Genomic DNA, 20,367 nt, shown 5'->3' on the forward strand with positions numbered 1-20,367 from the left:
TATTTCAGAAAGGAAACTTTAATAGTTCCACATATCCTGTTCAAAGTTCCTGATCTGTTCTTTTATACGTTCAGACTCCAGCAACTGCATAAAGGCATTATTACTAATGTAGTCATCCACCTGTCTATCCCCCTGCACGTTATCTTCGGCATAAATAGTCGCATTAAACCTGCGGGCATTCAGCAGATGATCGAACGAGAAGGAATTGGAAGAATTCTCGGGATTGAAAGCATAAGCCTCATTTAGCACCTCGCGTGCTCCCGGGAACCAAACCCAAAATAATTCAACAAGTGCCTCTGCACCTCCTTCGTCAATAAAGTTAACATCGGGTGCTACAGGAGCGATTCCAAGTAACCTGTACTTTAATTCCGCCTGGCGCTTATCAAAGTACCAGTATCCGCGGATGTGATATTCAGCAATATCCGCAGAAGATATATCCCTTCGGCTAATGTATTGCTGATCGATCTCTTCCCCTGCGTTGTACTGCTCGATCCCAAGATCTGTAGTATCCACCTTAGAAAGTGCTGCAGAGATATCCTTTAACGTCCGCTTATCATTAAAATAAGAATCTGCATAGATGTTCTTGATTTTACCGCTTTTAATACCGGCAACCAAAACATCATATAAGGAACGTCTTGAACCTCCTATTTGATTAGTATCTATGGGATAATACAGAGGGAAATTCACCCTTTCGTCAAGATCTATAACCTCCCAGGTAGTTTTTGCCCATAGCACATCTCTCTCATCCACATATCCATATTCTAATGGATCATTCTTTCCATAGGTAATCTCTGCCTTCGTTGGGGCTCCTATCTCATCTGGTGATTTGGCATTTAAAATATTTGTCTGGCCAAAAGATGTCCCCGAAACGAGCAACCCACAAAATCCTAGCAATAATCGGTTCCAGTTCATGTTCTAATGTTTAATTTGTTAATTCAACCAGGACAGGAGATACCTGCTTGAGCTTGTAGCTTGAATTACCTGCTAATTGTGCCTCCACATCAAAGATCTGGATGGTTTCCCCTCTTCCTGCTCTTCTAAGTGCTCCAATTGCACTTTGATCAAGCTTTTGTCCTCTAACCTGAATTGTTGGTTGTCCCGGTACCCGGAATTTAAAGCCTGTAACCCTCAGATCAACATCGAATTCAAAGTCGGGCAGAGCTGCACCAATAGTGGAGATCTCAAGGTTTTGACGCTGCATTCTTACAGTTCCGTCTTCCCCTCTAACAGTTCCCACAGGTCTTGGAATATCTCTTACCCTAAAGGTTTTGCTGTCACTTACCCTATCACCTCCCGGAAGTTCACCACTCACGTTGATGGTTACTTCACGAGCCTGAAGCGTAGTTACATCCATAATGTAATTTCCGGCACCACCGGCTGGTCTCAGACCCGGTGCGTTAGCAGAAACACTTCCTACTCCTGGAATGGATATAGTCATTGGGTTAGCTACACCGCGGTACACCACGTTCATCTTATCTGCAGAAATCACTGCGGAATTTGGTCGTGGAATTACACTATAGCTCTTGTTCACATCAATAGTTACAATAGAATCTCCTTCTTTAAACTGAAGCTGACCCTTAATTTGGTTTTCACCTACATTACCTGCAGGAAATTCTAGTTTTACCTGCCCGGCCTTAGTGCTTTTAATTTCTTTGCCATTAATGACAACTTTGTCAAATTGCAGGGTATTATCTACCCTTCCTAAAACAACAGTTCCGGTAAAGTTCTCCCCGCTGAAAAAAGCGGTTTTGTCAGGAATTACAAGAGCTTCATAGTTAGTTAAGGAAACTTCACTAATAAGTTGCCCGGAAAGCATGGTAGAAAGTATATCATTCTCATTAGCCATTGCATCTCCCTGCATCTGGGTCAATTTAGTAATAGAAGCGATCAAAGGGAAACCTTCAAAATTGTAAGCTAACCAGGGACGTTTTACCCCTTCCCCGTCAACAACCTCTTCTGTACTAAACTCTCTTCTTACTTCTGCAGCGATCTGTGAGTATTCTTCTCCCAGGATATTCGCTACTCCTTCTCTATATCTTTCAATTTGGGCAAGAAATTCTTTCCCGTTCTCGCTTGGTTTACCACTGGAAAATAGATATTCATCTAATTTCGCAGACTGGTCCATTGCCTCGTAATCATTGCGATCTTCGGCTTCTTTATCCTCCAGTGCTTTTTCTTTAAGGTTTTCCACATAAGTGGTAAACTCCTGAGTTAGCTGGTGGATTTGATCTGCCTTTTCTTTTAAGGGAACATATTTTGCAGGCTGCTCTTCGGCCTTGGTGGCCAATCCTGCAATTGCTGCATTATTTCTTTCAGTAACAGAAGCGTTTGATTCGGCGAGACTCTCGTTGATCATTCCAAAAGCAGTAAGCACTTCTTTGGACATGTTAAGAGCCATCATCGCGATGAAAACCAGATACATCAGGTTAATCATCTTCTGTCTTGGTGTTTGTTTTCCAGACGCCATTCTCTAATTTTAGTTTGTTATAATAATATTTTTGCTATTGCAGGCAATTATGCCTTAACATGCATAGCAGATAACATTCCTCCATACACGCTGTTTAGAGAAGAAAGATTAGAAGCAAGTGCGTCCATCTGGTCGTTCAATCTTCCTGCATTCTCAGCAACGGCCTCATTCACCTCTGCCTGGCGGGCAGCAGATTCAACCTGTACTTTGTATATGCTGTTTAATGACTCAAGCTGATTTGCAGCAAGGCTCATTTCTTCGCTGTACTTCTTTTGAGAAGCCATGGCATCTACTGTAGGAGTAATATTTTTAGCGGCACCTTCGAAATTACGGATGCTGTCTCCCAAACTGCTCATAAGATTTGCATCGATCTTGGCTTCACGAAGGATCTCATCAAGTTTTTTAGATAACATACCTTCAGTTTCCTTCTCACTGATCAAAGCCTGATTGTTTCTGGCGGTTGGTTCTCCACCTGCCAATTCAGGGTACACTAAAGACCAGTCCACTTCATCATCTACAGGTTCAAATGCAGAAACAGCGAATACAATTGCTTCTACGATAAGACCGATGATAAGCATCAGGTTACCAAATGGCCAGTGCATGATCTTAAACAGTGCTCCCAGGATAACCACAGATGCACCTAGACCGTACACCATGTTCATTAACTTCTTACTTGACTTCGATTGTGCCATAATAATTAAAAATTTAGTTCTTCTTTTTTAAATAGGTTGTTGTGAAAAATAGGGATTTTTTATCTTGTTTGATTAAGGGTAAGGTCGGTACCCAAATAATCCTGAACTGTCCTAAAGCCAATATAGCTTCGTGCAGAATCTGCATATTCATAATCGCGGGAGCTAACCTGCAGGAAGTAGGCCACATCTTTCCACGAACCACCTCTTACCACTTTCTTCATGTTGGTCTCATCGTTTACAGATGGGTTCATGGAAGAAGAATATTCGTAAGAAGCCGGATCATATGAAGAAAAAACCCATTCTGCCACGTTACCGGCCATGTTATAAAGGCCATAATCGTTTGGCTCGTAAGACTTGGCTTCTACAGTGTAAAGCGCCTGGTCTGCAGCATAATCTCCTCTTAAAGGTTTAAAATTAGCCATAAAACAACCCCGGTCATTTTTGGTGTAGGGACCACCCCATGGATAACTGGCAGATTCAAGACCGCCGCGGGCGGCATATTCCCATTCTGCCTCAGTTGGAAGTCGGTAAGAATTTACATTGTGTTTGCCTCTTTCCTTACGGTAGGCATTGTGATAAAGTGTTCTCCACTGTGCAAAGGCACGGGCCTGTTTCCAGCTAACACCTACCACCGGATAATCGCCATACGCATCATGCCAAAAGTAGTCATTGTGCATTGGCTCATTATAGGAATAATTGAAATCTTTGATCCATACAGTAGTATCCGGATAGATCTGGATCTCTTCAGTTTTAATAAAATCGGCACGACGTCCCGGCTCTGCTCTGGCAGCCTGCCCCACATCCATCCAGGTATATCTGAATTTTAAGTGATTAACATCAAAAGAACGTTGCCCGTTATATGCCTCTTCAATAGGAATATAAAGGGTATCCATAACTTCGGCATAATACTCATCGGGATAATCTCTGGTGTCCCAGATAATATCTACACGCTTATTGATCTTTCGACCTTCATAACCTCCAAGGCTATAGTAGTTGTCGTACATGTACTTCTCGTACGGGGTCATGTCTGCCTCTTCGGTGTCTGCAAAAGCAAACTCGCCTATTCCTCCTGTCCCCGGAGTTTCTCCGATTTCTTCAGCAAAAATGGCAAGCTTCATCCGGGTAACCGAATCTTTCACCCAGTTTACAAATTGACGATACTCAGCATTGGTAATTTCGGTCTCGTCCATGTAAAAGGAACGAACCGTTACAGTTTTTGGCGGTGCATTGTTCAAAGCAGCGATATCATCATCACTTTTACCCATGATAAAAGCCCCACCGGGAATTAAAGTCATACCCAAAGGCTTTTCGGGATGCCATTTTTTTCCCTGCGCACCTACCAATTGCCCCTGATCACCGCGGCCACAAGAGGCCAAAACAGAAATAACAGCAATAAGCGAAAAAAGTTTCCTCATAATATCTCTCAAAGTTAGGACATAATAGCTTCAAGGCAGTAAACCTATTTATTTATTTTCTAATAAACAATTTATTTAGGTAAAATGCAGGAGCTACAGATGTCTGTAATATATTAAATTTCGTTCTTCCTCTTTGTTTTATACCACCTTTCGGGGATAATTTGATTACAGGCATCCAGATAATCTCCTTGCGTGCAAGGTAATAACGTATGCCTTTTAAGTTTATTATTTGCAGGTGAAATAAAAGGAATTTCTATCCACCAGCGACCACTCACGGGGCTTTTATAAAATACTAATATCTCATCATCAATAGGGACCTGATATCTTATAAACTCTTTTTTTGCAGAAATAGTATTTTCATTTTTCCTAAAATTTACTCCCTCAATAAAATACCATATCATTTGGGCTACCAACATGTTGGAAGCAGGAAAATTATATTCTGAAGTGTATTCATAGATCCCAAAGGAAGATACCTTATCGCTTATGCCCGCATAACGGGATAAAGCACAGATTTCCTTTCCATCAAAACCATTGGGAGACTGCAATCTGTAATTTCCTAAGGCTCCACCGCTAACAGCACCCAGATCAACTCCCACTAAATTGGCGTCTCTCATTACAGGCTCTACTACAGTAATATCACTACTCACCTCTCCCAACCGGTAAGCATCAAAGAACAACCGGTCCATTAACTCGATCTCATCCTGGGAATTAAAGTAGGTTTGATAACCCAGGCTGGAATAATTAAAAAGATTATAAGGCTTGGTAACGACAATCTTTCCCACATAAGAACGGTTGCTCAAAGGTTTATCTGCATCTCCCAGGTCAAAACGGGAATCTATGTTTACCATATTGACCATTTGCTCCACCCCGTCATACGCCCGGTATTGTGCATATAACAGATCCTGGCTCCCCCCAATCACCACTGGAATTATACCTTTTTTGAGACATTCGGCAACTGCAGATTTTACCGCATAAAAGGTATCCTCAACTGTTTCCCCTTTATGGATATCTCCAAGATCGGCCATCCTGAAATGCCAGTTCCCGGGGAACAGATTATAAAATGCCTTCCGGATTCCGTCAAAGTCAAAGGGTTCTGAGCTGCGGTTTTCATCCAGACGATCTTCCAGTACTCCAAAAATGGCAATTTTCACACCTTCCAGGTCCGGAAAGGCTTTATCTTCAAGGTGCAGCACTAAATTTGATCCCAATTTATTGCCCGCACCGGCTATCAACTCCTTGTTAACAGGGCTAAAAAAATCCAATTCCATTAATTACTTCTTTTTAGCAGCTGTTTTTTTGCGGGTAGTTTTCTTGGCCGCGGTTTTCTTTGTGCCTGTAGCTTTCTTTGCTGCCTTCTTTTTTGGCGCCTTCTTCTCAATGATCTCCTTCACCTCTTCCAGGCTAAGTTTTGCAGCGTCAACAGTTTTAGGCAGTTCTATTTTTGTTTTTCCCTTTAAAATATTTGATCTGCCCCATCTGGCTTTCTCCACTCTAATTCCTTCTTCTTCCCAGTTATGGATCACCTTTTCCCGCTCTTTTTTGATCTTATCTTCAATGAGCTCCTCAATATCTTCTGCGGAAAGGTTATCGAAATCATATTTTTTGTTCACATTGATGAACATGTCGTTCCATTTAAGGAAAGGACCAAAACGGCCAACTCCTTTTTGCACCGGAAGGTTCTTATATTCATAAATAGGAGCATCTGCCTTTTCCTTCTCTTCAATAAGCTCCAGGGCACGGTCCATGGTTACCGTTATCGGGTCTTCCCCTTTTTCAAGGGATACAAATTTCTTTCCGTAGCGAACGTAGGGTCCAAAACGGCCGTTATTCACTTCTACCGACTCTCCTTTATATTCTCCTAATTCCTTCGGAAGCTTGAATAGCTCCATGGCCTCTTCAAAAGTGACAGAATCCAGGGTCTGATCCGGAGAAAGGCTGGCAAATTTCGGTTTTTCCTCGTCTTCTACAGATCCCATTTGTACCATTGGTCCAAATTTCCCCAATCGTACGCTGACAGGCTTTCCTGTGGCAGGATCCTTTCCTAATATCCTTTCCCCAACTTCACGATCGGCATTTTCGGCTACGTCTTTTACATGAGGATGAAAATCATTGTAAAAATCCCTCATCATCTTGGTCCACTCCTCGTTGCCTTCGGCTATTTCATCAAAATCCTGCTCTACCTTGGCAGTAAAATTATAATCCAGAATACCTGAAAAATGATTGACAAGAAAGTCGTTCACCACCATTCCAACATCTGTTGGCACTAACTTTCCTTTATCGCTACCTACAGTTTCAGTAAGTTTTTTCTCATTTATTTTCTCTCCCTTCAGGGTTAGCTGTACGTAATTCCGGTCGGTACCGTCCACTGAGCCTTTTTCTATGTAGTTCCTGTTCTGTATGGTAGAAATAGTCGGGGCATAAGTGGATGGACGGCCAATCCCCAACTCTTCGAGTTTTTTCACCAAAGAAGCTTCAGTGTATCTGTAAGGCGGCCGGGTAAATCTTTCCGTAGCAGTTATATAATTATTTTCGAGTTTTTCGTTGACCCTAATTGCCGGCAGCATTCCTTCCTGCTCCTGTAATTCCTCATCTTCATCATCCCGACCTTCCAGGTACACCTTGAGAAAACCATCAAATTTCAGCACCTCCCCGCTTGCGGTGAATTGTTTATCATGCTTATCAGCTTCAATCTTTACATTGGTGCGTTCCAGTTCTGCATCGCTCATTTGAGAAGCGATAGCGCGTTTCCATATCAAGTCGTAAAGCCGCTGCTCATCCCTGTCTGCATTTACGGAATGGGCTGCAAAATTGGTAGGGCGAATTGCCTCATGAGCTTCCTGCGCGCCTTTAGTTTTTCCTTTGAACTGCCTCGTTTTGCTGTACTTTTCCCCATAGGCGTCTAAAATCTCTTTTTTGGCACCTTTTCTTGCGTCATCAGAGAGGTTAACACTGTCTGTCCTCATATAAGTAATATGTCCCGCTTCATAAAGACGCTGGGCCATGGTCATGGTCTTACTTACTGAAAAATATAATTTTCTTGCCGCTTCCTGCTGAAGCGTAGAGGTTGTAAATGGTGGCGCCGGAGATTTCCTGGCAGGCTTGGTAGTAAGGTCGGCTACCTTAAAATTAGCTCCCAGGTTTTCTGAAAGGAATTGTTCGGCTTCAGCTTTGGTATCAAAGTTCTTCGGAAGTTTTGCCTTGAAGGTCTTTCCTTCTTCCGTAGTGAATTCAGCATCTATTCTAAAAGAAGCTTCCGGCTTGAAACCTTGAATTTCCCGCTCGCGTTCAACGATCAACCTAACAGAAACCGATTGCACCCTTCCGGCCGAAAGTCCGCCTTTCACTTTTCTCCACAGCACGGGAGAAAGTTCGTAGCCTACCAACCTATCAAGTACTCTTCGTGCCTGCTGTGCATTTACCAGGTTATAATCTATATCCCGCGGATTTTCAATAGCCTTTAAAATCGCAGATTTTGTGATCTCGTGAAAAACAATTCTCTTGGTTTTGTTCTTATCAAGATTCAGTTCTTCGGCCAAATGCCAGGCGATGGCTTCTCCTTCCCGGTCCTCATCACTCGCGAGCCAAACCATGTCGGCACTCTTTGCTAAGGCTTTGAGTTTTTTGACGACCTCCTTCTTATCTTTTGACACTATATATTTAGGAGTAAAATCACCCTCGGTATCCACTCCCAGCTCTTTGGTGGGGAGATCGGCGATATGACCAAAACTCGAGGCAACAATATAATCCTTGCCCAGGAATTTTTCAATGGTCTTCGCTTTTGCGGGGGACTCTACAATCACTAAATTCTTTGCCATAGTATCTTTTTTAGTTCTGCAAAAGTATAGGAATTTTTAAATATCAGTTTTTTATTTTCAAAAATGCCCTTTTTGAGAGCTTCCCAAAATGAATTATTTCCTCCTGTCACTTTGTCATAACTCAACTAATATCTTATCTTTGCCCGTTCAATTACCTAATGGTACTTTTTTGAATTATGGAGAAGATAATAGACGAAAAACAGCAGGGAAATGCACTGGTGATGGAGCCTAAAACGGGCAACGGAAAGAAGCTGATGATCGAAAGCTACGGTTGCCAGATGAATTTTAGCGACAGCGAGATCGTGGCCTCCATTCTGGCCAAAGAAGGATTTGACACCACTCAAAATCTTGAAGAGGCAGACCTTGTCCTTATTAACACCTGTTCCATTCGCGATAAAGCCGAACAAACGGTACGAAAGAGACTTGAAAAATACAATGCGGTTAAAAAAATAAATCCGGGAATGAAGGTAGGCGTATTGGGCTGTATGGCCGAACGGCTTAAAGCCCAGTTCCTGGAAGAAGAAAAGATCGTGGATCTTGTAGTGGGACCCGATGCCTATAAAGATCTGCCCAACCTCATCAACGAAGTTGAGGAAGGAAGAAATGCAGTAAATGTGATCCTTTCCAAAGACGAAACTTACGGAGATATCTCTCCTGTGCGTCTTCAGAGTAACGGAGTTTCAGCTTTTGTTTCTATTACCCGTGGCTGTGATAACATGTGTACATTTTGCGTAGTGCCTTTCACCCGCGGAAGGGAACGCAGCCGCGATCCGCAGAGCATTATGGAAGAAGTGAATGATCTGGCTCAAAAAGGCTTCAAGGAAATCACACTTTTGGGACAGAATGTGGACAGCTATCTATGGTACGGCGGCGGACTCAAAAAGGATTTTAAAAATGCTTCTGAAATGCAAAAAGCCACCGCTACTAACTTCGCGGCGCTATTAAGAATGGTTGCTGAAGCCCATCCAAAAATGAGGATCAGGTTCTCGACTTCCAATCCGCAGGATATGACGCTGGATGTGATTGAGGCAATGGCAAAATACCCGAACATTTGTAAATACATTCACTTACCGGTACAAAGCGGAAGCGACAGGATTTTAAAAGCGATGAACCGCCTGCACACCAGGGAAGAATATTTTGAATTGATCGACAACATTAGAAGGTTAATGCCCGAATGTGCCATTTCTCAGGACATGATCACCGGATTCCCAACTGAAACAGAAGAGGATCACCGGGATACGCTCTCTTTAATGGAGTATGTAAAATATGACTTTGGATTCATGTTCGCCTATTCTGAAAGGCCTGGAACTATGGCTGCAAGAAAGCTGGAAGATGACGTACCCGAAGAAGTGAAGAAAAGAAGGCTAACCGAAATTGTAAACCTGCAGCAAAAACATAGTCACTACCGCACACAGCAATTCGTCGGCAAGACCGTAGAAGTTTTGATCGAAAAGGAATCTAAAAAATCTGACCTCCACTGGAGCGGAAGGACCAGCCAGAATACCGTAGCTGTATTTCCGAAAGAAAATTATAAGGTGGGAGATTTCGTGAATGTAAAGATCAACGATTGCACCAGCGCTACTTTAATAGGAGAAGCGGTTGGATTAAGTGAGAACAATTAGTATTCAGTGCTCAGTGTTCAGTGATCAGTAACTGAACCTTGAACTTTAAACCTTGAACCTTGAATTTATAGATGGAAAGTATACAGGCGATAAAACAGCGGTTCGGTATTCTGGGGAATGATCAAAAATTAAACCGGGCGGTGGAGAAAGCCATGCAGGTTGCTCCAACAGATATTTCCGTATTGGTGACCGGAGAAAGCGGGGTTGGGAAAGAAAGCATCCCCAAGATCATCCATGCCTTATCCCATCGCAAACACGGGAAATATATTGCCGTTAACTGTGGTGCTATCCCGGAAGGCACTATAGACAGCGAACTCTTTGGGCACGAAAAAGGTGCTTTTACAGGAGCTACCCAAACCCGAAGCGGGTATTTTGAAGTAGCCGATGGCGGCACGATCTTCCTTGACGAAGTGGGAGAACTGCCTCTAACCACCCAGGTGCGTTTGCTGAGGGTCCTGGAAAATGGAGAGTTCATCAAAGTTGGATCTTCAAAAGTGCAAAAAACCAATGTTCGTATTGTTGCAGCCACAAACCTGAACATGGCAGAAGCCATCAAAAAAGAAAAATTCAGGGAGGATCTTTATTATCGTTTAAGTACCGTCGAAATTTACCTGCCTCCTCTAAGGGAGCGTAAAGACGATATTCACCTGCTCTTTAGAAAGTTTGCGGCAGACTTTGCCATGAAATACAAGATGCCTACTGTGAGGTTGGAAGATGACGCGGTAGAGCTGCTTCAGAAGTATCGCTGGAACGGGAATGTGCGGCAACTGCGAAATATTGCAGAGCAGATCTCTGTGCTGGAACAGGAACGAAATATCAATGCCATAATTTTAAGGGAATATCTTCCCGGCATAGGCAGCAATTTACCTGCGGTCATCGAAGAAAAGAAAAAGGAAAGCGACTTCAGCAATGAACGCGAGATCCTTTATAAGGTGCTTTTCGACATGAAGAGCGACCTCAATGATCTCAAAAAGCTTACCCTGGAGCTCATGGAGAATGACGGGCATAAGAATGTAAAAGAGGAGAATGAAAGCCTGATCAAAAAGATCTACGGAAATGATGAAGAGGAGATCATTCCTGAAGAAATAACAGACGAACAACTGGAAGTACTTCAAATTCCGCAGCAAAAAACGCCCGATAAGCAGGATAAATATTATTTTGCTGAAGAAATCGAGGAAGAAGAAACGCTGTCCCTGCAGGATAAGGAGTTGGAGCTAATTAAAAAATCTCTGGAACGCCATAACGGAAAACGCAAGGCAGCTGCCGATGAATTGGGTATAAGCGAACGCACCCTTTACAGAAAGATCAAACAATACGACCTCTAAAATGTCATTTTTGACACCTTATATATGAAGAAATTTCAATTGCTGTTCGCCTCCCTCCTACTGTTCACCTCAGTTTCGTGTGGCATCTATTCTTTTTCGGGAGCCGACACAGGGGCCGCGGAAACTTTTCAGGTGAATTATTTCCAGAATGCCGCGCCCATTGTGGAACCGGGAATCGACCGCACCTTCACCTTGCAGCTTCAGGACCTTATTCAGAGCCAAACGAACCTCAACCTTACGGATTCAAACGGAGATCTTGTCTATGAAGGAGAGATCGTAGATTACTATGTGTCTCCAATGAGTGCCACGGCAGAGAGTACTGCCGCTCAAAACCGGCTGACAATCGTGGTACAGGTAAGATTCTTTAACACCCTTGATCCAGATAAGGATCTTGACCGGAGATTCTCTTTTTATTATGATTATCCGGCAAACGCGCAGTTACAGGGTGCAGTTTTAGCTACCGCCCTGGAGGAGATCTTTACCCGTATCACCCAGGATATTTTTAATGCCACCTTAGCGAACTGGTAATGAAACAGAAGGAAATAGTCACATTGCTGCAAGATCCCACCACCCTCAATTTTGAGCATACTAAAGCTCTGCATGAGGTTTTGCGACAATATCCTTATTTCCAGGCGGCCCGTGCCGTTCGGCTAAAAGGCCTTAAAAATCTCAACAGCCTACATTATAATAAAGAGCTTAAATTAACCGCTGCTCATACAGCAGACCGGGGAGTGCTGTTTGACTTTATCACTTCGGAAGAATTCAACCAGAATCAGATCGCCGAAACTATAAAGGAGCAATCCCAAAAGGATAATCAGCCGCAAAATGCAGCAACCCCTGACGAGAACATGTCGCTGGACAAGGCTCTTAAAATGAAGTATCGGGAGTCTGAACAGGTATTTGATCCGGAACTTTTTAGAAGCAGGGAGGAAGAGGAGAAAGCTTCAGGCGGGGAAAATACTTTGGAAATAGGCAAACCTTTATCTTTTGACAGGAATGAAAATCATTCTTTTTCAGAATGGTTGAAGCTGGCTTCGGCTAAACCCGTAAAACGGAGGAAAAACACTTCAGAAGAAGAAGATGAAGAACCCCGCAACAGAAAGTTTGAACTAATAGAAGAATTCATTGCCAAGAGCCCAAAGATAAATCCGACAAAATCTGCCAAAAAGATCAACCTGGCCGAGGAGCATCTTACCGCGCCTGAAGCCTTAATGACAGAGACTTTAGCAAGGGTTTACCTGGAACAGAAAAACTATAAAAAAGCCATACAGGCATATAAAATTTTAATTTTGAAAAATCCGGAAAAAAGTGGTTTCTTTGCGGACCAAATTCGGGCGATCGAAAAATTACAAGACAATAACAGTTAGAGAATGAGCACGTTTACAATCTTTTTAGCATTAATCATCATAGTAGCATTTTTGCTGGTAGTAGTTATCATGGTTCAAAATCCTAAGGGTGGCGGACTTTCTTCTGCATTTGGCGGAGGCGCAAATCAAATTGGAGGAGTTCAAAAAACTTCAGACTTTCTTGATAAGAGTACATGGACTTTGGCTACCTTATTATTAGTGCTTATCCTGCTTTCCAATGTCACTATTATGGATGGCAGCGGTGTTGGAGAATCAAAGATCATGGGTGGCGAACCTGAAGTAGAAACTAATGTTCCTGCGCCTATTCAACCTCCGGCAGATACGCCACAGGAGTAAACGACATTACACCATATAATAAATGCCGGCTTATGACAAGCTGGCATTTTTTTTTGGCTTTTGTCAGCATTTTTCAAGTGGCACAATTTTCGTCCTTAAGGCAGTTCAAAAAAAGAATTAATTAACTAAAATACATTTGTAAAATGGCACTAAACATTAAACCTCTTTCAGACAGAGTACTTGTTGAGCCTGCGGCAGCCGAAACTCAGACTGCATCGGGTATTTACATTCCGGAAACCGCAAAGGAAAAACCACAAAAAGGCACAGTAGTAGCCGTAGGTGGTGGTAAAAAAGACCATGACATGACCGTTAAGGTTGGAGACAGCGTTCTTTACGGAAAATATGCAGGTACCGAACTTAAGCTTGAAGGTAAGGATTACCTTATCATGAGAGAGGATGATATTCTTGCCATAGTATAATTACTGTGGTCTAACCGTCCATTCACTTCCCGACGGTTTCCTCCCAATCATTTAAAAACACTAACACATTCCCGCGAGAGGGATAAAAAAATTAAATTAAAATGGCAAAAGAAATAAAATTTGACATTGAAGCCCGCGACGGTATTAAGCGCGGTGTGGATGCATTAGCAAATGCGGTAAAAGTTACATTAGGACCAAAAGGTCGTAACGTGATCATCAGCAAATCTTTTGGAGCTCCTGTAGTGACCAAAGATGGGGTGACCGTTGCAAAAGAAATCGAACTTGAAGATGCTCTTGAGAATATGGGAGCACAAATGGTGAAGGAAGTAGCTTCCAAAACCAATGATATAGCCGGTGACGGTACAACTACTGCAACCGTACTTGCACAGGCAATCGTAAAAGAAGGTCTTAAGAACGTTGCTGCCGGTGCAAACCCAATGGATCTTAAAAGAGGAATTGACAAGGCTGTTGAAGCTTTGACTGCTAACCTTAAAGAACAAACTCAGCAGGTTGGTGATTCTTCAGAAAAGATCAAGCAGGTAGCTTCTATTTCTGCCAACAACGATGACAAGATCGGGGAACTTATCGCCCAGGCTTTCGGAAAAGTTGGAAAAGAAGGAGTGATCACTGTGGAAGAAGCAAAAGGAACTGAAACTCACGTGGATGTTGTAGAAGGAATGCAGTTTGACCGCGGATACCTTTCTCCTTACTTCGTTACCAACAGCGAGAAAATGACTGCAGATCTTGAAGATCCATATATCCTTATCTATGACAAGAAGATCTCTTCAATGAAAGACCTGCTTCCTGTACTTGAGCCTGTTGCTCAAAGCGGAAAGCCACTTTTGATCATTGCTGAAGATGTTGACGGCGAAGCTCTTGCTACCCTTGTAGTGAACAAATTGAGAGGTTCTTTAAAGATCGCTGCTGTTAAGGCACCGGGATTTGGAGACAGAAGAAAAGCAATGCTTGAAGATATCGCTATACTTACTGGTGGTACTGTAGTTTCTGAAGAAAGAGGTTTTACTCTTGAGAACGCAACTCTAGATATGCTTGGTACTGCTGAAAAAGTAGCTATCGACAAAGACAATACAACTGTAGTAAACGGTGCCGGAGACAACCAGGCGATCAAAGATCGTGTGAACCAGATCAAATCTCAGATGGAGAGCACTACTTCAGATTATGACAAGGAAAAACTTCAGGAGCGTCTGGCTAAACTGGCCGGAGGTGTTGCCGTACTTTACGTTGGTGCAGCTTCAGAAGTTGAAATGAAAGAGAAGAAAGATCGTGTTGACGATGCGCTTCACGCAACCCGTGCGGCTGTAGAGGAAGGAATCGTTGCCGGTGGTGGTGTAGCTCTTGTTCGCGCAAAAGCTGTACTTGCTAACCTGGAATCCCTAAATGCAGACGAAGCTACAGGAATTCAAATCGTGAGCCGTGCTATTGAAGCTCCGCTAAGAACAATCGTAGAAAACGCAGGAGGCGAAGGCTCTGTAGTGATCAATAAGGTACTTGAAGGAAAAGATAACTACGGTTATGATGCCAAAACAGACACTTATGTTGACATGATGACCGCCGGTATAATCGACCCTAAGAAGGTAACCAGAGTAGCTCTTGAGAACGCTGCATCTGTTGCCGGAATGATCCTTACTACCGAATGTTCTTTGGTTGATATCAAAGAAGAAAGCGGTGGAGGCGGAATGCCACAAGGAATGGGTGGAGGTATGCCCGGAATGATGTAAGCTTCATGAGAGACTAGAAATTAGAACCTAGAGTCTAGACTTTTTTTGAATATACAAACCCGCTTCATTGCTGAAGCGGGTTTTTTATTTTTATTTTTTTGTAACAAGATGTTGGTTTAGGAGTCTATAGGCTAATTAAATCTATAAAACTAAAAACACTAACATCTAATCTTATGAAAACAAAAAATCTATTTCTGGTTATTTTCATTTCAGCCATGAGCTTCTCAACTGCACTGGCGCAACAGGCAAATTTTGGAATTAAGGCCGGAGGAAATTATGCCACCCTTACAGGCAACGAGGTTGGTGAAACCGATTATCTGTTTGGCTTTCACGTTGGTTTAGTAGCAGAATACAAACTTTCTCCAATGTTTGCTCTACAACCTGAATTGCTCTACTCTATGGAAGGTGCCGAATCTTCAATTGACATGCAGCTTGATGAATTCTTTTTAAAATCTGACCAGGAATTAAAACTTGGATACATCAATCTTCCTGTGATGGCTAAATTCTATGCCACTGAGGCTCTAAGTCTACAGGCAGGTCCTCAAATTGGATATCTTGTTTCTGCCAAGAACAAGTATGATATATCCACTAATTTTGAAGAGGACATGGAAATGAATATGTCCGGAACTGAGGATGTTCTGGATGAATTGAAAAAACTTTCTTTCGGTCTAAATTTTGGTTTGGGGTATGAAATCAACCAAAATCTGTTCCTGCAGGCAAGATATCATCTGGGCTTGTCTGACATCAGCGATTATGAAGATCAGGATGAAGAAATTGAGATGGAATTCGAGAAGATCAAGAACCAGAGTTTTCAGTTGTCTCTCGGTTATAAATTCTAATTGAATTTTTGAATAAAAGGGGCTCCAAAAATGACATTTTGGAGCCCCTTTTACTTTACTTTTTAATAGCAAATTTCTATTTTCCGGCAGCTTCTTTCATAAAATCAAAGGCACCTTTTCTCAGGTTGATCCCGTATTCAAGGTAGGCCTTAAGGGAGGCAAGGAAGTTAGCCCAACCTTCGGTGTTTTGAGCCAACCATTTAATACCGGCTTCATTGGCCGGCATTCCTTCTTCGGTTACTTTGACCAGAGTGTTATCTCCCGGCATAGGCAACAAAGTGATCTCCACCAGCAGTTTTTTTCCCTTAGCACCCTCCCACTGAAAAGAAACATATTCCAGCGGCGTCACCTCCACAACCCAGACCTCTGCTTCTTCGGGAAATTCCGGGAATTTCCATTTCAGGGTCTTCCCTTCCTCCATTCTTCCTGAACCTTCAGAAATGAAATAGTTAGACATTTTTTTTGGATCGATAATAGCTTCGTAAACTACATCTACCGGTTTGGAGATCTGGATAGCGGTGTTGATCTTTAAATCTTTCATAGCTTCTTTTTATTGGATATCAGCAAATTAAAAATTCTCATTCAAACCTGCCTCCTCAAAAGCGTTAGAACTTCGTTATAATTTTTCTTCAGAATTAAAACGATCTTCAAACTTTGACTTTCTCTGTGCCGGCGGTTTCCATGGAAAGAATTTTCAAGACGTTCTGCCCCTGTTTGATATGCCGCTGATTATGATATATGACCACCCTCATGGTATCTCCCAGCCTCAAACGCAGGTATTTCGTGATGCTGATCCCTGTCTTGGTCCTGGTAAGACTTACCTTTTTAGCCTTATCCAAAAGGCTTATCATTTGAAGCTGATGGTCTACAAAAATGTCGAGCACCTTTTTGTCCAGGACCTTGCCAATGGGATTCTGACTTTTAAGGGTCTTCATTTTCTTAAGCCTGTCCTTTGGTAGCATACTTTCAGCAAAATAGTTCCCTAAAAATCCGCTTTTAAAGAATTCTTCTGCAGGATATGGGGAATTGGCGATCTGCTTTTCCATTTCGGGGAGGTAAAAGTTGCCGTAGAAGTTAAGATGCTCAATACATTCCAGAACACTCCAGGAATCGGGCTCAGGTCTAAAATTGAGCTCTTCAAAAGAGCAGGACCTAAATTTTTCAACAGCCGACAGGTTCTGTCTAATACGCTCCAAAAGATCACTAAGAAGCGAGGTGGATTTAATTTTCATATGAAGCATTATTTAAAAAGTGACCAACTTCACAATAAATCAGGGCTACGGCTAAAACGATTAGGAGTTGCCTTCAGGCTTTACATAATTGATCATCCAGGTCACCCCGTATTTATCTGTACACATGCCGTAATAGCTGCCCCAAAAGACGTCGCCGATTTGCATATTGATCTTACCGCCATTACAAAGGCCTTCGAACAATTTATCTGCCTGCTCGCGACTTTCCACGTTGATGGAAAGGGTAACATTATTACCCACAACTACTTCGGGACACCAGCCTTCATCGCAATCACTGCCCATTAAAAGGCATTCCTTACCTAAGGGGAGGGCAATATGCATGATCTTATTCAGTTTATGTTCCGGGATGACCATTCCTTCATCTGAAGGGATATCGGCAAAGCGACCCAAATAGGCAAACTCACCTCCAAAAACCGATTTATAGAAGTTGAAGGCTTCTTCGCAATTGCCGGGAAAATTCAAGTAGGGATTCAATTTTTCCATTTTTTGCTGATTTACAAAACTTTACATTCTATCTAATTTACATTATAAAGTCATTTAATGTATTAAAATTTTCCAAAAATGAGACTTTTTAAGTTAATTCAAATTGGGGATTTTTGAAGTCATGTAAAACTCCAGTTTTCCGCCTTTCATGATGTCGTGATGATCCAGAAACGGATCCTTCAGGATTTTCCCGTTCAATACTGTCTTTTCTACATAAACATTCTCTTTTGTCTGATTAATAGCCGAAATGAGGAACAGGTTACCATTCTCAAGGTGAATGACTGCTTTGTTTAGAGAAGGGCTTCCCAATGCATATTTTGTAGATCCGGGGGCGACGGGATAGAAGCCCATACTACTGAAGATGTACCAGGCGCTCATTTGACCAAAATCGTCATTTCCGCTAAGGCCATCGGGCCCGGTTTTGTATTTATCCCTAAGGATCATCCTGATTTTATCGTGAGCTTTCCATGGGCTATTTGTCCAGTTATAAAGATAAGCCACATGATGAGATGGCTCGTTGCCGTGAACGTAGTTGCCAATGATCCCTTCGCGGGAAATATCTTCGGTATTGGCGAAATAAGCATCGGGCAATTCCATAGTAAACAGAGAATCCAGACGTTGTTCAAATTTTTCCTTTCCCCCCATTAACTCTATCATTTCCGCGGGAGCATGCGGTACATACAAACTATAGTTCCAGGCATTACCCTCAATGAACCCCTGCCCATGTGTATCAAGGGGATCAAATTCCTTCTTAAATCTGCCGTCGCTAAGACGGGGCCGCATGAATCCTGATTTGGCGTCAAAAACATTCCTGTAATTTTTGGCCCGCTCACTAAATTCTTCAAAAATGGCATTTTCCCCCAGCTTTTTGGCGGCCTGTGCAATGGCCCAGTCGTCATAGGCATATTCCAGGGTTTTGGAAACTGAAGCCCTGTTTTTATCTTCCGGTACATACCCAAGGTCCATGTAGTACTGCAGCGCGTCGTAGTAACCGACTTTCGCCGTAGTTGTCATAGCTTCCAATGCTCTACCTGTATCAAAATCAACATTGTTCTTCACTATAGCATCTGCAATAACCGAAGCGCTATGGTATCCAATCATACACCAGTTCTCATTGGCGTAATGAGACCAGATGGGCAACATCGAATGTACACTTTGATCATAATGGGCCAGCATTGACTTGATCATATCTGCATTGCGTTTTGGCTGCACTATATTAAAGAGAGGATGCAGCGCCCGGTAGGTGTCCCAGAGGGAAAAGCTGGTATAATTTACAAAATCTTTTGCCTCGTGGATATTCTGATCCAGACCTTTGTATTGCCCGTCCACATCCATGTATTCTGTAGGACCAAGAAAGCTATGGTACATGGCGGTGTAAAAATTGATTTTCTCCTGCTTCCCGGCGGGTTCAATATCGATTTTGTTAAGCTCCCTGTTCCATAGCTCCCGTGCCTCTTTCTTCACCCGGTCAAAATCCCAGTGTGGAATCTCTGTTTTCAAATTTTCTACTGCCCCACGGGTACTAACAGGGGAAAGTGCAAATTTCACCTGCAGCTCTTTATCTGTTTTGGTATCAAAATCAAAATACATCCTGATCTTCTCCCCTGCGATATCGGGAAAATTCTTTGATTGATCGAATTTTCGCCAAAAGCCATTGTAAGGCCGGTTATCATATTGTTCCCTCCCGTACTCCAGAATGGGTTTATCAAATGCCATTGCAAAATAGACCGTACGGGTGCGGGCCCAGCCGGTGGTTTGCCTGTAACCCGTCACCAGCGTATCATTTTCCACCCTTACAAAGGTCCAGACGTTCTTGCCATCGTAGTTGTAGATGCCGTGCATCGGGTCAAAAATAAGATGGGAAACAGCTGCATCTTCTGGAAAGCTGTAGCGGTGAATTCCCACCCGCGTTGAAGCTGTCATCTCGGCTTTAATATTATAATCATCCAGCATCACACTGTAATAACCCGGTTCTGCGGTTTCGCGATCGTGCGAAAATCTTGAACGGTAGCCGCTTTCAGGATGGGCTTCGGTGCCGGGGTTAAGCTGCAGCTCTCCGGTGGTAGGCATCAGCAGGAAATCTCCAAGATCGGAATGCCCGGTACCACTAAAATGCGTGTGACTAAATCCTACAATAGTCGGATCTTCATATTGGTATCCGGCGCAATACTTATAGACCTCCGGATTATAGCGACCGTTAACAGCATAGGGAATCGTATCTGTATCGGGGCTTAGCTGCACACTTCCAAAAGGCACTGTTGCTCCTGGATAGGTATGCCCCATTTTTGCAGTGCCTATCATGGGATCCACAAATTGGGTGAAATCTTTTAATTGAGGCTGCTCTTTTTCCTGAATTTTCTCTTGTGCCCGAATACTCACGAAAGCAAAATAAAGACATAAAAAAAGAAACAGTCTTTGGAAGTTAAGGCTACTAATGATATAGCGGGCGGCGGGAAGGTTTTTAATCATGGATTCTGGGTTGAGGAGGAAAAATTTATCTGTTAAGACTTTTGGATCATCCAAAATAACAATTCCCCCTGAAATATAACGGAATAAGGAGCAGCGTCTTTAATATCATCTTTTCCAAAAAAACAAAAA

Annotated in this window: 18 protein-coding genes; 8 read left to right on the forward strand and 10 right to left on the reverse strand. The window is 42.7% G+C overall.

Annotated features, from left to right (window positions below):
• Window positions 1-18 precede the first annotated feature (18 nt).
• From porN to topA, 6 genes are all read right to left on the reverse strand, one after another.
• Window positions 19-912: a type IX secretion system ring subunit PorN/GldN gene (gene porN / locus CRO16_RS02055; RefSeq protein ID WP_097054682.1), complete on the reverse strand. Its 894-nt coding sequence runs from the start codon at window positions 910-912 to the stop codon at window positions 19-21.
• Between the two features lie 10 nt (window positions 913-922).
• Complete coding sequence (gene porM / locus CRO16_RS02060) at window positions 923-2,467, reverse strand: type IX secretion system motor protein PorM/GldM (protein ID WP_097054683.1); 1,545 nt, start codon at window positions 2,465-2,467, stop codon at window positions 923-925.
• A gap of 47 nt (window positions 2,468-2,514) precedes the next feature.
• Window positions 2,515-3,159: a type IX secretion system motor protein PorL/GldL gene (porL, locus tag CRO16_RS02065; RefSeq protein WP_097054684.1), complete on the reverse strand. Its 645-nt coding sequence runs from the start codon at window positions 3,157-3,159 to the stop codon at window positions 2,515-2,517.
• Window positions 3,160-3,218: 59 nt separating this feature from the next.
• Window positions 3,219-4,574 carry a T9SS ring complex lipoprotein PorK/GldK gene (gene porK / locus CRO16_RS02070; protein WP_097054685.1) on the reverse strand — a complete coding sequence of 452 codons (1,356 nt, stop codon included), beginning with the start codon at window positions 4,572-4,574 and terminating at the stop codon, window positions 3,219-3,221.
• A 113-nt stretch (window positions 4,575-4,687) separates the two neighbouring features.
• Window positions 4,688-5,842, reverse strand: coding sequence for a formimidoylglutamase (locus tag CRO16_RS02075; protein WP_097054686.1), 1,155 nt, complete (start codon window positions 5,840-5,842; stop codon window positions 4,688-4,690).
• Window positions 5,843-5,845: 3 nt separating this feature from the next.
• Window positions 5,846-8,389 (reverse strand): type I DNA topoisomerase, encoded by a 2,544-nt coding sequence (gene topA / locus CRO16_RS02080; RefSeq protein ID WP_097054687.1) that lies wholly within the window; start codon window positions 8,387-8,389, stop codon window positions 5,846-5,848.
• Window positions 8,390-8,565: 176 nt separating this feature from the next.
• On the opposite strand from topA, the gene miaB reads away from it, so the two are divergent.
• The 8 genes from miaB to CRO16_RS02120 all read left to right on the forward strand — a co-directional run bounded on the left by miaB (window position 8,566) and on the right by CRO16_RS02120 (window position 16,036).
• The gene (gene miaB / locus CRO16_RS02085) at window positions 8,566-10,011 is read left to right on the forward strand and encodes a tRNA (N6-isopentenyl adenosine(37)-C2)-methylthiotransferase MiaB (RefSeq protein WP_097054688.1); all 1,446 of its coding nucleotides are present in this window, start codon (window positions 8,566-8,568) and stop codon (window positions 10,009-10,011) included.
• Window positions 10,012-10,082: 71 nt separating this feature from the next.
• Window positions 10,083-11,336, forward strand: a complete 1,254-nt coding sequence (locus CRO16_RS02090; RefSeq protein ID WP_097054689.1) for a sigma-54 interaction domain-containing protein — start codon at window positions 10,083-10,085, stop codon at window positions 11,334-11,336.
• Window positions 11,337-11,360: 24 nt separating this feature from the next.
• Window positions 11,361-11,864 carry an LptE family protein gene (locus CRO16_RS02095; protein WP_097054690.1) on the forward strand — a complete coding sequence of 168 codons (504 nt, stop codon included), beginning with the start codon at window positions 11,361-11,363 and terminating at the stop codon, window positions 11,862-11,864.
• Entirely contained in the window at window positions 11,864-12,703 is an 840-nt protein-coding gene (locus tag CRO16_RS02100; RefSeq protein WP_097054691.1) for a hypothetical protein, read from the forward strand. The genes CRO16_RS02095 and CRO16_RS02100 overlap by 1 nt, the downstream gene beginning before the upstream one ends.
• 3 nt (window positions 12,704-12,706) lie before the next feature.
• Window positions 12,707-13,039, forward strand: a complete 333-nt coding sequence (gene secG, locus CRO16_RS02105) for a preprotein translocase subunit SecG (protein ID WP_097054692.1) — start codon at window positions 12,707-12,709, stop codon at window positions 13,037-13,039.
• Between the two features lie 143 nt (window positions 13,040-13,182).
• A complete protein-coding gene (locus CRO16_RS02110) occupies window positions 13,183-13,458 on the forward strand; it encodes a co-chaperone GroES (protein ID WP_029038864.1) in 276 nt (91 codons plus the stop codon).
• A 101-nt stretch (window positions 13,459-13,559) separates the two neighbouring features.
• On the forward strand, window positions 13,560-15,197 hold the full coding sequence (groL, locus tag CRO16_RS02115; RefSeq protein ID WP_097054693.1) for a chaperonin GroEL: 1,638 nt from the start codon (window positions 13,560-13,562) through the stop codon (window positions 15,195-15,197).
• A 173-nt stretch (window positions 15,198-15,370) separates the two neighbouring features.
• On the forward strand, window positions 15,371-16,036 hold the full coding sequence (locus CRO16_RS02120) for a porin family protein (RefSeq protein ID WP_097054694.1): 666 nt from the start codon (window positions 15,371-15,373) through the stop codon (window positions 16,034-16,036).
• 76 nt (window positions 16,037-16,112) lie between these two features.
• Here the strand turns inward: CRO16_RS02120 and CRO16_RS02125 are convergent, their stop codons facing one another.
• The 4 genes from CRO16_RS02125 to CRO16_RS02140 all read right to left on the reverse strand — a co-directional run bounded on the left by CRO16_RS02125 (window position 16,113) and on the right by CRO16_RS02140 (window position 20,238).
• Window positions 16,113-16,577 (reverse strand): SRPBCC domain-containing protein, encoded by a 465-nt coding sequence (locus tag CRO16_RS02125; RefSeq protein ID WP_097054695.1) that lies wholly within the window; start codon window positions 16,575-16,577, stop codon window positions 16,113-16,115.
• Window positions 16,578-16,683: 106 nt separating this feature from the next.
• On the reverse strand, window positions 16,684-17,268 hold the full coding sequence (locus tag CRO16_RS02130) for a DinB family protein (protein ID WP_097054696.1): 585 nt from the start codon (window positions 17,266-17,268) through the stop codon (window positions 16,684-16,686).
• 60 nt (window positions 17,269-17,328) lie between these two features.
• A complete protein-coding gene (locus tag CRO16_RS02135; protein ID WP_097054697.1) occupies window positions 17,329-17,769 on the reverse strand; it encodes a VOC family protein in 441 nt (146 codons plus the stop codon).
• Between the two features lie 93 nt (window positions 17,770-17,862).
• Window positions 17,863-20,238, reverse strand: coding sequence for a GH92 family glycosyl hydrolase (locus tag CRO16_RS02140; protein WP_097054698.1), 2,376 nt, complete (start codon window positions 20,236-20,238; stop codon window positions 17,863-17,865).
• Window positions 20,239-20,367: the final 129 nt, after the last annotated feature.

Origin of the sequence: Salinimicrobium sediminis (assembly GCF_900215295.1) — a bacterium.
Classification (GTDB): domain Bacteria; phylum Bacteroidota; class Bacteroidia; order Flavobacteriales; family Flavobacteriaceae; genus Salinimicrobium; species Salinimicrobium sediminis.